General features: G+C 31.9%; 13 protein-coding genes. All 13 read right to left on the bottom strand.

Translation table 11 applies throughout. The features are described 5' to 3' along the window. Positions 1-3: 3 nt before the first annotated feature. The 13 genes from CLVI_RS08760 to CLVI_RS08820 all read right to left on the bottom strand — a co-directional run bounded on the left by CLVI_RS08760 (position 4) and on the right by CLVI_RS08820 (position 13,482). Positions 4-711 (bottom strand): TIGR03936 family radical SAM-associated protein, encoded by a 708-nt coding sequence (locus CLVI_RS08760; protein WP_106059749.1) that lies wholly within the window; start codon positions 709-711, stop codon positions 4-6. After that, positions 695-2,551, bottom strand: coding sequence for a TIGR03960 family B12-binding radical SAM protein (locus CLVI_RS08765; RefSeq protein ID WP_106059750.1), 1,857 nt, complete (start codon positions 2,549-2,551; stop codon positions 695-697). Before CLVI_RS08765 ends, CLVI_RS08760 begins: the two co-directional genes overlap by 17 nt. 143 nt (positions 2,552-2,694) lie before the next feature. Further along, a complete protein-coding gene (locus CLVI_RS08770) occupies positions 2,695-3,546 on the bottom strand; it encodes a site-2 protease family protein (protein WP_106059751.1) in 852 nt (283 codons plus the stop codon). A gap of 27 nt (positions 3,547-3,573) precedes the next feature. Beyond that, positions 3,574-4,350 (bottom strand): M23 family metallopeptidase, encoded by a 777-nt coding sequence (locus tag CLVI_RS08775; RefSeq protein ID WP_106059752.1) that lies wholly within the window; start codon positions 4,348-4,350, stop codon positions 3,574-3,576. A 173-nt stretch (positions 4,351-4,523) separates the two neighbouring features. Next, positions 4,524-4,883 (bottom strand): methylglyoxal synthase, encoded by a 360-nt coding sequence (mgsA, locus tag CLVI_RS08780; protein WP_106059753.1) that lies wholly within the window; start codon positions 4,881-4,883, stop codon positions 4,524-4,526. A gap of 22 nt (positions 4,884-4,905) precedes the next feature. After that, a complete protein-coding gene (gene rodA, locus CLVI_RS08785) occupies positions 4,906-6,069 on the bottom strand; it encodes a rod shape-determining protein RodA (protein ID WP_106059754.1) in 1,164 nt (387 codons plus the stop codon). A 185-nt stretch (positions 6,070-6,254) separates the two neighbouring features. Next, positions 6,255-6,524, bottom strand: coding sequence for a cell division topological specificity factor MinE (gene minE, locus CLVI_RS08790; protein ID WP_106059755.1), 270 nt, complete (start codon positions 6,522-6,524; stop codon positions 6,255-6,257). A gap of 12 nt (positions 6,525-6,536) precedes the next feature. After that, positions 6,537-7,334 carry a septum site-determining protein MinD gene (gene minD, locus CLVI_RS08795; protein WP_106059756.1) on the bottom strand — a complete coding sequence of 266 codons (798 nt, stop codon included), beginning with the start codon at positions 7,332-7,334 and terminating at the stop codon, positions 6,537-6,539. Between the two features lie 19 nt (positions 7,335-7,353). Further along, complete coding sequence (gene minC / locus CLVI_RS08800; protein WP_106059757.1) at positions 7,354-7,995, bottom strand: septum site-determining protein MinC; 642 nt, start codon at positions 7,993-7,995, stop codon at positions 7,354-7,356. A gap of 188 nt (positions 7,996-8,183) precedes the next feature. Next, positions 8,184-11,120, bottom strand: a complete 2,937-nt coding sequence (locus CLVI_RS08805) for a penicillin-binding transpeptidase domain-containing protein (RefSeq protein WP_106059758.1) — start codon at positions 11,118-11,120, stop codon at positions 8,184-8,186. After that, positions 11,121-11,612 (bottom strand): rod shape-determining protein MreD, encoded by a 492-nt coding sequence (gene mreD, locus CLVI_RS08810; RefSeq protein ID WP_106059759.1) that lies wholly within the window; start codon positions 11,610-11,612, stop codon positions 11,121-11,123. It lies immediately after the preceding gene. A gap of 10 nt (positions 11,613-11,622) precedes the next feature. After that, positions 11,623-12,465, bottom strand: coding sequence for a rod shape-determining protein MreC (gene mreC / locus CLVI_RS08815; protein ID WP_106059760.1), 843 nt, complete (start codon positions 12,463-12,465; stop codon positions 11,623-11,625). 3 nt (positions 12,466-12,468) lie between these two features. Beyond that, the gene (locus CLVI_RS08820) at positions 12,469-13,482 is read right to left on the bottom strand and encodes a rod shape-determining protein (protein WP_106059761.1); all 1,014 of its coding nucleotides are present in this window, start codon (positions 13,480-13,482) and stop codon (positions 12,469-12,471) included. Between the last annotated feature and the right edge of the window lie 9 nt (positions 13,483-13,491).

The following is a 13,491-nucleotide window of genomic DNA, read 5'->3' on the forward strand; positions in this document are numbered from 1 at the left end:
TTATCACATCCTACCTACATTACATAATGGTACTAACTTATCATCCATTAAATAATACATTTCTTCCCTCTTTATATCCACAAAGGCATCCTCATTAGCATTTGAAGTTCTTTCCTTTATATAGCTAATTAAAAGATTTGCTGATAAATGTTCTCGACTTCCTGATTGAATTAATGCATTTATTACTAATTCTTCACTATTAATCGAAAATTCAAACTCATATACTAAAGCTTTTATATCAACTTCTCTCTCGCCTTTCTTACTCTTCTTCAATGTAGTCCATTCTTTTTCTTCTAAAAGAGATTTAAGCTCACCCTCTAACATTTTAGTATCCTTGTAGCTAATTTTAATTGTATATCTACAAGCATCTATTAATGCCATTCCTTGAGGTAACTTCTTTGCATTTTCTTCTTCCACAATTTTAGTAACCTCTAAAAACTCTATACCTTGAGCACTAGTTGCCTTTAATTTTTCTAATATTTCGTCTTCAGCTACTTCTTCAAGTAAAATTAGATCCATATATTCCCCTGAAGAATAAACTCCAACAGATAAAGGTTGAGCAATTGAAAGAGCCATATGAGGATTAAATCCCCTTGAATATTGTGCTGGCAAGCCAGATCTTCTTACACCCTTTTGAATTGTTCTCATTATATCTAAGTGAGCAATGAATTTTATCTTACTTTCCTTAGTGAATTTAATTAGATATCGCACCAGCAAAACACTCTCCCTTCATAAAGTTCTCATTTATTCCACAACCAGTACACCCTTTTCTACAATTTTGAGTAAGTTCTGCTCTCTTTGCCTTTTCATTTTCAACCTTAAGATACTCTTTATTAACTCCAATATCTATAAAGTCCCAAGGAAGTATTTCATCATAACTTCTTTCTCTATAAAGATAGAAATCTTCATCTATATTACATTCCTTAATTGATTCCTGCCATATCCCAAAATTAAAGAACTCTGTCCAGCCATCAAACTTAGCGCCTTTTTCATAGGCTTTAATTAGCATCTCACAAATCCTTCTATCTCCTCTTGCAAATAAAGCTTCCATATAAGCTGTCTTTTCTGAATGATAGTTATAATATATACTTCTAGACTTAATAGAATCTCTTACTGCATTTATCTTCTCATTTACTTTATTCCCTCTCTCCATTGGTGCCCATTGGAATGGTGTAAAAGGTTTTGGTATAAGAATTGAAGTACTTACAGTTACTCTTAATCCCCTATTTCTAACTTCTTTAGGTACTGAAAAATACTGATCTTGAATTTTATGTGCAAGCTCTCCAATAGCACTACAATCCTCTATTGTTTCATAAGGTAGTCCAATCATAAAGTAAAGTTTAAGATTACTCCATCCAGCTTCAAAAGCACTTCTTGCAGCCTCAAGGATTTTTTCTTCTGTTAAGCCTTTATTAATTATATCTCTCATCCTTTGAGATCCAGCCTCTGGTGCAAAAGTCAATCCTGTCTTTTTAACCTTTTGTATTTCCTTAATTAAATCTACTGAAAATGCGTCTACTCTAATAGATGGCAATGCAATAGCAACCTTGTCATCACTATGCTCCTCCATCAAGTCATGGATAAGTCCTTGAATATCTGAATAATCACAGGTACTTAAAGATGATAAGCTTATTTCTTGATATCCAGTGCTTTTAATTAATTCCCTTGCTTGCCTTACTAATGTCGCTCTAGATTTTTCTCTAACAGGTCTATAAAGCATACCAGCTTGACAGAACCTACAGCCATTAGTACATCCTCTAAAGGTTTCAAGAACTATCCTATCATGAACTATATCTGTATAGGGTACTATAAATTTATCAGGGAACTCCACCTTATCAAAATCTTCAACTATTCTTTTTTGAACCCTAGCTGGCACATCTTCATACTTTGGCTTAAATTCCTGAATTGTTCCATCCTCATTATATTTTACATCATATAACGATGGTACATATATTCCTCTTATATGAGATATTTCTCTTAAGAATGCTTTCTTATTCCATTTATCCTTTTTATATCTAGCATAAACATCAAGGACATCATCCATCATCTCTTCACCTTCACCAAGTTCAAAGAAGTCAATTACTCCACTTAAAGTCTCTGGATTATATGCACATGGACCTCCAGCTATAATTAAAGGCTCATCGTCGCCTCTTTCCTCTGCCCTTATTGTTATTCCTGCCATATTAAGCATATTCAATATATTAGTATAACTCATTTCATACTGAAGTGTGAAACCTAAAAAATCAAAGTTAGTTATTGGATCCTTTGTCTCTAATGCATATAAAGGTATATTATTTTTTCTTAATTGCTCCTCCATATCTGGCCATGGAGCAAATACTCTTTCGCAATATGTATCTTCTCTTTGATTTATTGTATGATAAAGTATTCTCATTCCCAAATGGGACATTCCCACCTCATAAACATCTGGAAAACAAAATGCAAATCTAATATCAACCTCTTCTGGGTTCTTAATTACTTCATTAAGTTCTCCACCAATATATCTTGACGGTTTTTCTACCATACTTAGAATATGATCTGTTATTTTATTCATTGCTAGATCCCCCTAAATTGTTTTATCTTTATATGTTTTTACATTATTATATTTTATCACATCTATAGGAATATAGAAAATGAAAAAGTACCCAATACTATATAAAATAAAAGTAAGTCTCATACGATAAGACTTACTTTCAGTTATATATGTTTTTTCTTAACGAATTCTTCTAAAGTCATATTACCGTAATTCTTAAGGGCATTTATGAGTTCATCCTCATAAATAATTCCAAGAAGCTGCAGCTCTTCATCTAGTACAAAAAAAGAATTGAACTTATTTCTATCTATTAAACTCAAGACCTTAACTAAATCCCTTTTATAATATACTGAAATACTTTTATTCTCTATATAATTTTCCTTGATTAACTTTTTTCTTTTTTTTATTATATTTCCCATTAGTATATACATGGTTTTTTCTTTTTCTAAAAAAGTTGAATATGCTATTAATATTGCTGCCAGTAATAAACTAAAGTTAGCCTTATGTATATATATTGTTAAAATGAATAGTACCGTAAGAGTCCCTACTACTCCGAAGCTTATGTTTACCAATATTTTTTTCATATTTTTATATAACTTTTTTCTCCCTAGAATAATTTCATATATTCTTACTCCATCTAAAGGATAAGCAGGTAATAAATTAAAAATCAGAAGTCCTATATTTATTAATATACTGCCTTCTCCGAGAACAATATTATAGCTATCTCTTAGCCAAATTAATATAATAATTGCCCCCATATTAAACAAAGGTCCTGCTAGAAATACCAATAATCTCTTATTTTCACTTAACTCATCTAGATCACCTATCTCCGCGCTGACCCCTGTTATATGAAGATATATATTAAATAGATTTATACCAAACCCTTTTGCAACTAAGATATGAGCTGCTTCATGCAATATCACCCAAACAAATCCTAGTAGTAATTTGCTACTTAAACTACATACAACTATCAAAGTAGCAAATTGGAGTAGTAAGATTTTAGTTTTCTTTTTCATATCTTACTCCTATTATATTGCTTATGACTAAACTTTCTGTAACGACGATAAATCCATAAGGTCATTAGGATCTTTTTCAAGCCCCATATAGATAATTTTAAATACAACTCCCTTTGTGTTACTCGAATCAATTACTCCTGACTTTCCTAAATTTTCTCCTTTGCTAATTACATCTCCTTCTTTTACATTTATTGATGAAAGAAGTCCATAATAAGTTTCTATTCCATTCCCATGATCAATAATTAAATGCTTTTCACCTCCATCTGCCTCCTCTTTTACTTCTGTAACTGTACCATCAAACGCTGCTGCTATATCCTTATCTCCATCTGTAAGAATGGCAATACCTATATTTGTATCATCTAGCATTTTTATAGTTCCAAGGGTTGGAACTACATAATCTTCTTTTATTTTTTCCTTCAAGGTTTTGTCTCCTACAACTAAACTCTTAATCTCATCAATATAATCTAAAGCCTGTTCCTTATATCCCTCTGCTCCTTCTATATTAATTGCCATTACAGTTTCACTTATATCAAAGTCTTGATCTATCATTTCTTTTGAAACTATATAGGCCTCCTTTGTACCTTCTAATGGAATCATCTTAATTACAAGTACTAGTAATACTAATACTAAGGCTCCTACAAGTTGCCACATGATTTTTTTAAGTAACTTTCCTGCTAATTGTTGGGGCCCTTCGGCTCTATCTTTACCATTAGATCCATATCCCTGTCCTCGTTTTTTTGATCCTGAAGTTTTTCCTTTTACACTACCATAGTACTTTTCATACTGCGCTCTATAATTTCCCATTTTTCTCCTCCAAAAAGTTTTCTTATTAAGTATATATTTATGTTATAGAAAATATGAGTATACTACTTTTAATATAAAAAAAAGAAGTACTAAATTTTAGTACTTCTATTTATAAGGCACATGAAAAGAAATAACAGACCAAAGATGCAATGTATATTTTGATTGTGCCTAATCTAAATTGATTTAATTAATAACTCTGCACTACCTATATTAGTTGCTACTGGAACCGAATGCACATCACAAATCCTTATAAGTGCTGACACATCTGGCTCATGAGGCTGAGCTGTTAATGGATCTCTTAAAAAGAATACCATGTCCACTTTTTCTTCAGCCACTCTTGAACCAATTTGCTGATCTCCACCTAATGGTCCTGATAAATATCTTTTAATTTCTAATCCAGTTTCCTCTGAAATTCTTTTCCCAGTGGTTCCTGTTGCAATTAAATCATGCTTTTTTAATATCTCTTTATGCCTAATGACGAAATTAATTATCTCTTCTTTTTTGTTATCATGTGCAATCAATGCTATTCTCATAAACTTTTCCTCCCATTCTTTTTTAAAAATGTATTTTCTTTTTCCTCATTCCTATATTCAATACTAATGCTACTGCCATGGTTGTTGTTAAAAGAGAACTTCCTCCATAACTAATTAAAGGTAACGTTATACCCGTTATTGGTAGAAGACCAATAGTCATACCAATATTTTGGGTTATTGCAAATAGAAAATAAGACACAATGCCTATACAGACAAGAGATGCAAACCTATCCTTAGCTTTCCGTGCTATATTAACCATCCTGGTAATCAATACTGCATATAGACCTAGCAAAAACATAATTCCTACAAAACCCCATTGCTCACCAATTGCAGCAAATATAAAATCCGTTTGAATTTCTGGTACATGAGTACCTGTATAGCCAGGCGCAATCTCTGAATCTAATGAGGGCTGCGTCCCAGCAAGTCCTCCTGATCCAATTCCAATTAAAGACTGATTTAATTGATATCCATTTGCTGAATTATCTGGATCAGGATTCATAATGCTTGCGATTCTAGCCTTTTGATGAGGAAGTATCAACGGTGTATTCCATAAAACTATAATTGCTAAAAATATAGCAAGAAAACCTCCCAATATTATCCGCTTATCAAGGCCTGCTACATAAATCATACCAAGAACTATAAAAAAGCAAACCATAGTCATTCCCATATCAGGTTGAAAAAGGATCAGAGAAACAGGAATCATAACGTAAATTAATATCTTCCCTATATTTCTAATATTATTTACTTCACAATCTATTTCATCAAGGATTTTAGCAACCATTAATATTATAGCAAATTTTGCCACCTCTGCCGGTTGCAAATTACCTATTCCTAATGTAATCCAGCCACGTGCACCATTAACTTCTACCCCTATAAAAGGTATCCACACTGCTATAAGTAAAGCAACAGAACCCCAATAAAAGATTGTAATATATCTATACATAATTCTATAATCAACTGCCACAAATATGTATAAGGCTACCATTGATAAAACAAACGACATACTCTGTTTTTTCACATAATAGAATGGTCCATATGCACTAAGGTCACCCTTAGTGCATAAATATATATTAAATATACCGTATAAAACTAAAAGTATAGTAGCTATTAATAGTCCTGTATCAATCTCTCTAATAAGCCTAAAATCTAATTTAAACTTACTTAAACGACTCTTCTCATTAAACAAAATTTTACCTCCATCTCTATATAAATAACATCTTTATTATATATTATTCTCTCCTTTTTCTCCATAATAAAACACTAATATTACTAAATATCATAAATAATTAATAAGCTTTTATCTATAAAGAAAAATAAGTAGACTACCTAACAGATATTATTATCTATTAAATATTCTACCTAGATTATGTTTTATCTTCCTCTTAAACCCTTAATAGGAATATTAGCTATTAAAGAAGCTACTCCATCCCCTTCTAATTCATCACTCTTTGTAACTGCTATTTCAACATCTTCAGGTTCAATTTCAATATACTTAGATAAAACCTCTAATATTTCCATTCTCATCTTATCTATTATTTCTGGTGCAATATCCCCTCTATCATGAATAAGAATTAACCTTAATCTATCCTTAGCTACATCCTTTGGTTTTTGTTTGTGACTAAAACTACTAAAAATACCCATTAACCCCACCCCCTAATTACGACCGAATAGTTTCTTTAATGAACCAAATAATCCTGTTGAGCGAGGACTTAAATCCATTAATGGAACCTCTTCTCCTGTAATTCTTTTTGCAATATTTCTAAATGCTTGTCCAGCTCTTGCATTTTCTTCAAGAACTATTGGCTCTCCTTTATTTGTAGAAATAGTTATATTTCTATCATCTGGAACAACTCCCATGAGCTTTACAGATAATGTTTCAATTATATCTGAAACATCTAGCATATCTCCATTTTTAGTCATTTCATAATTTAATCTATTAACTATAACGCCATGATCTTCTAGACCTTTAGCATCTAATTTCCCAATAACTCTATCCGCATCTCTAACAGATGTTATTTCTGGATTAACTACAATTAAAGCTCTTTCTGCTCCTATTACTGCATTTTCAAAGCCTTGCTCAATACCTGCTGGAGAATCAATTAAAACATAATCAAAATCTTCCTTAAGTTCCAGTACTATTTTCAGCATTTGTTGTGGCTTAATATCATCTTTATCCCTAGTTTGAGCTGTTGGAAGTAAGCATAAATTAGGAAATCTTTTATCCTTTATTAATGCTTGCTTTAGCCTACATCTTCCTTCTATGGCATCTATAATTGTATAAACAATTCTATTTTCTAATCCCATTAATACATCTAAATTTCTTAAGCCTGTATCTCCATCTATAACAACAACCTTTTTGCCTAAAGCTGCTAATGCTGTTCCTATATTTGCAGTTGTAGTAGTTTTGCCCACTCCACCTTTTCCTGATGTAATTACTATTGACACTCCCATCTAAATATCCCTCCACGCATTAATATGTATATTTATTAGTTAAATAAGGTTCAACAATAATGGCATTATCCTTTATACTTGCCACTTCTGGATACCTTGGTGTTTCACCATCATCTGGAGAAATTGTTATAATATCTCCTATTTTTAATATCTCTGGTTGTAGTAAAAAAGAGGCAATAATAGCTTTATCATTCCCAGTAGTTCCTGCGAATACATTCCCTTTAACACTGCCAAGAACTATAATATTTCCTCCAGCATAAACTTCTGCACCACTATTAACATCACCAATTATCACTATATTACCTGGGAAATTGACACTTTGTCCTCCCCTAACTGTTTTTCTTATAAATTTTGTTTTTCCTTCATAAATACCGCTAAAGAAATTATTATCCTTTTCATTTATTTCTTTCTCTTCAATAATTATTTCTTTTACCCCTATTTCCTTAAGTAATATGTCTTTTAAGTTACTCATATCCTTTTCAGTAATAGATGCTATGTCTATATTTATGTATAATGTTGAATCTTTGTAGAATTTTTTGCCCTTTGATAATTTCTCTGTAAGAAACCTAAGCATTTCATCAAATCCACTAAACTTATCTATGTCCACCAGTGCATTTAATCCATTCTTATTTCCTTTAATAAGTATTCCACTTTCTTCCATATTGGATAACCTCCACCAAAAATGTCTGGCTTTATAACTAATTCAATAAAAACTTCTAATTTCCTTCTTTATAAAACTTTTTCTTTCTAAGTATATCATTATTTTACAGTTTATAATTAAAAATATATAAAAATTCTCGAACAATAATTAAGCGAAGTTAGATTATTTTCTAACTTCGCTAATTACAATTATTTATTTATCTTATTATCTGGTTTTACCCCTACAACATATTTTTGGAAAGATGGAGATTTTGAAGCATAATTAGGATCACTTTGTAAAATCCTCTCTTTAAAATAAGCTTCATATACAGCTCTTGCAACCGGAGCCACATAACCACCATGACCACCATCATAGACAACTGTAACAACTGCGATTTCCGGATTATCTACTGGTGCAAAACTGATGTAGGTAGCAAAAGGTGCTCTTCCAACCTCATATTGTTTCTCACCATCACCAAAATCTGCTGTACCTGTTTTCCCAGCAGTTTGTATTGATGTTGGGAAACCATCCCAAGCAGTTGAGGCAGTACCATCTTCATCATTATTAACCTTTGACATACCATTTTTAATCGCTTGTAGTGTGGAATCCTTTATCTCTATTTTATCTAAAACTTCCGGGATATATTCTTTAATTAGTTCTCCATCTGGATCGGTTACCTTATCTACATAATGCAATTTATATCTAGTCCCCCCATTGGATAAGGTAGATATATATTGAGCTAATTGCATTGGAGTAAAAGCATTAATACTTTGGCCTATAGCAGCATAAACTTCCTGTGCTGGAGACAAAATTTCCGTACGTTTATCACTTGTAACGTAGGTTGCTATTACTCTTGCTACTATTTTAGCTTGAGCATCAATATCTACTGTTCCTTTTCCTGAACTCTCATAGCTTTTAACATTTTCTTCATACTTGGGTGAAAGTTCTAGTATTTTTTTTACATCATCTAAAATAATTTTAGCATACTCATCAGGATTAGATTCTTCATCACCTATTCCAATAGCATTAAATCTATCTGTTATTTTAGCCTTTAAAGCAGTTTTTGCTTCCTTAAGATTTTCGCTATCATCTTCACTATCGGAATAATCAACTGGAACAAAATTTGTTCCATTATTATAGACACCTGCTTCTAAAAAATCTCTAATTTCAAATTTAGCATATACTATTGATTTATTCTTAAAGGACTTAAAATTATATACTTGCCCAAAGTTTTCTTCTATTTCTATTCCTGTGCTTGGTTTTTGTTCTCCATCAGGGTCAGTTCCTAAACCAAATCTCCAAGCGTATTTTGCTAAAGAATCTAAGGCTTCAGTACTTGAACCAGCTTGTTGATATAACCTAAATGCTACCTCATAGAAATAATAGTTACAAGATACCTCTAGGGCTTTCTCTACTCCTATTGTTCCATGATTACCATGACTCTGTGCATAAATCCAGCATTTTGGTCCAAAGTCTTTACCAAAGACATCTGAATGTTCATTAAATATTCCTTTATCTTCAATTGTAGTAGTTGCATCAATTGCTCCACTCTCAATTCCAGCTAATGCTGTCATTGGCTTAAATGTTGATCCTGGTTGAACGAATCCTTGGGTTGCATAATTATAAAATGATCTTGGATATAAATCATTTGGATCAGTTCTTATTCCATCACTCATAGGAAATAGCTCATCAACAGTCTTATTTAATCCCTTGGAATTTATAAGATTTGTTCCAAAGGTATCTAAATCCGGGCTAAAATATTGCTGATTTTGCGCTGTTGTTAATTGTCCTGACACAGCGAAAATATTAGGATCATAATTAGGATAGGATACACTTGCTAGTACTCTCCCTGTATTTACCTCTACGGCTACAACAGCGCCTCTATTAGCTCCACTAAAAGTGTTACCTCCATCAGAGTTGGTTCTGATTTCTGCCATTGTATCTGCCAATGCTTGCTCTGCAGCATATTGTACATTTTTATCTATAGTTAGGTGTACATTACTTCCTGGGTAAGATTCTAACTCAAATAATGTTTCTGTAACTCTTCCTTTTGAATTAACCTTAACGGTTGTCCCGCCCTTAACTCCCTTAAGTTGATCTTCAAAGGCAGATTCAATGCCGGCAACACCTATTAAATCTGTAGATGCATCATATCCTCTAAGGTCATATAGTTCTTCATTAGTTTTATCTATTGAAGATATATACCCTATTGCAGATGAAGCTAATACACCATATGGGTAAGTCCTTGTAGGCTCACGAGTTACATCTATACCAGGTAAATCATTAAGCTTTTGATATATAATAAAGGCTGTATTCTCTTCTATGTTCTTTGCTAAAGTAACAGATTTAAATCCTTTAAAACTTTGCATTTTAATTGCATCTTTTATCATCATATAATTTCTAAGTTGCGAATAAGAATACGTTTCTGCTAGTATTGATGTAATCTCCTCATCTGTCATAGCATCATATTGTTTTACTTTCGCTTTATATTCTTTTAACTTTTCTTCATATTCCGTTGAATTTTCTTCAGTAGGTTCTGGATTAATTAAACTTATTAAATCATAACTTTTAACCAAATAATAAAATACATCCTTTGAGGATATCTTCAATAACTCTTCATTTACCGCACTTATTTGAGTATCCGATAAATCCTCTATATCCGTACCGTATAGCTCTTCTTCAATATCCTCATTAAGTCCCCTATCTCTTTTAAATCTTATCTCTTCAGCTTCTTGAGCACTAGATGTTGTCCCTTTAAAATTAAGATATGGTTCATTCTTATCATTTAGCTGTAGTATTAGCTCATCTTGAACACTCTCTCCAGTTTGTGCAAGAATTTCTAAAAATCCATCAACAGTTTTATAAAAAGCAGTATCTGCTTCCGTTGTACTTGTATAGGTCATGGCATAAGTTTGTGTATTAGTCGCTAAAATATTTCCATTCTGATCATATATTATCCCTCTAGGTGCTTTTTCTGAAATAAATTTAGTAGCTGTTGTATTTGCTTGATCTTGATAATCTTCATGTTTATATATCTGAATATAAATAAGTTTTATAATCATTATTGTAAATATTAACGACATAATTACTATAAATGTAGTATATCGTGATGGTTTTTTTTTCTTTTTTTCTCTACTTACTATCATTTAGAACCTCCATGTACGACGAATATCTTCCCTGTTGAAAAATTTAAATATAACCTTATATATAACTAACATAATTATAGCATTATAAAAAGCTGTAATTACGCCCCTAAAAAAATCAATATGAATTTTAAGTAGATAAAAAATTATAAATACTACTAAGTACTTTAAAATAGTCATAATAAAAACAGTTATAGTAGGAATTAGACTCTTCTCTCTCCATATATCTTCTCCTATATTTCCCGCTGTAAAACAAAAAATCATGTTAATCAAAGTATTTACTCCAAAACCATCATAAAAAAATATATCTTGTAGTAATCCAGCAATAATACCTATAATCATTCCTTCCTTAGGCCCATTAATTATAGAATACGCAATAGCGAAAATAAACAAGAAGCTCGGCCAAGCACCTTTTATTGATATAAAAGGTGCAAAGGAGTTATCCACTATTAATAAAAAAATTGCCAATAAAACTAATACTATTCTTTTTTTCATAGTCCACCTCTTAGTCGTACTTAATTACTCTTGTATCTTTTGGAGCTACTATAAATAATTCCTCAAGCTTGTTAAAGTCTACGGTTGGTTTTACTATAGCTGTTTTCATTACACTTACTCTATCTTCTTCTACTGAAATTACTTCACCAACTTGAATTTCTTTTGGATATAGCTCTCCAACTCCTGAGGTGATAATTTTATCTCCCGGTTTAATTGTTGAATCAATAGGAAGATTCGTAACCTTAACTAAATTATTATTAGAGTTATCTGTATAACCTTCTAAAATACCACTTTCTCTAGTACTCTCTACCATAACTCCAACTTTTATATTCTCATTAATAATAGCTTGAATTATTGACCAATTACTACCTACAGAAGATACTTTTCCAACTAATCCATTAGCTGCAATTACTACCATTCCTTTTTCTATTCCATCATCCTGACCTTTATCAACTATATATCCATCTATAATTCCTCCACCACTAAAACCCATAATATTAGTAGCTATGTAATTATAATTATCTCTTTGTTCTTTAAAGTCCAATAAAGCTCTTAGCCTTTCATTTTCAGCTTCTAAATCAGATTTTTGTGTTAATTCACTTTGCAGCTCTTTATTCTCCTTAGTTATTTCTTTATTTTCTTCTTTAACATCTGAAAAATTCAAGAAAAAATCAACAAAGTTTTTAGTTCCACTACTTACTGTATATCCAATTTTTTGAAGTGGATTTAAAGCATCTCCTGCAGAGCCTTCTAATCCCTTAGTATCTTTACTAACCGTAAAGATAATTAGCCCTAAAAATGCAACTGACAGCACTATTATAGTAACTGTCAGTTTATTTTTCAAAAACTTCATTTTTTATCTTTCTTCTCTACTAATCTTATCAAAGTTCTCAAGAGCTTTTCCAGCTCCTAGGACTACGCAATCTAGTGGTGCCTCAGCAATATGTACAGGCATATTGGTTTCACGATTAATCAAAGCATCTAATCCCTTTAATAGTGCGCCTCCACCAGTTAACATTATTCCTTTATCCATAAGATCTGCTGCAAGCTCAGGTGGTGTTTTCTCTAAGGTAGTTTTTATAGCCTCGATTATTGCATAAACAGGCTCTCTTAAAGATTCCCTTATTTGAACTTCTGAAACTTCAATTATCTTTGGTAGACCTGTAATTAAATCTCTACCTTTTATCTCCATTGTGGTTTCTTCTCCATCAATTCTGTAAGCTGATCCAATTTCCATTTTAACTTGTTCTGCAGTTCTTTCACCTATCATTAAATTGTATTCTTTCTTTATGTAAGCAATTATAGCTTGATCTAATTCATCTCCTGCAACTCTTAGTGATTTACTTGTTACAATTCCTCCAAGTGAAATAATAGCTACCTCAGTAGTTCCACCACCAATATCAACTATCATACTACCAGTTGGTTCACTTACTGGTAATCCAGCTCCTATAGCTGCTGCCATTGGTTCTTCCATAAGTATAACGTCTCTTGCTCCAGCAAGCTTTGTTGCTTCTTCTATAGCTCTTCTCTCTACTTCAGTTACTCCTGATGGATAGCAAATAATTATTCTTGGACTCTTAAATGATCCTTTGTTTGTTGCTTTTTCAATTAAAGTTTTTAACATTGTTTGAGCTATATCAAAATCTGCGATTACTCCATCTTTTAAAGGTCTTATAGCAATAATATTACCAGGTGTTCTACCTATCATATTCTTAGCTTCGGTTCCTACAGCTAGAGCCTTTTTTGTAACGTTATTTATAGCTACAACTGATGGTTCCCTTAGTACAATCCCCTTTCCTTTTACAAATACTAACGTATTAGCTGTTCCTAAATCTATTCCCATGTCTTTACTACTTCCGAAAAAACCCATTATTTTTAT

It is taken from the genome of Clostridium vincentii, from assembly GCF_002995745.1.
Taxonomy (GTDB): Bacteria; Bacillota; Clostridia; order Clostridiales; family Clostridiaceae; genus Clostridium; species Clostridium vincentii.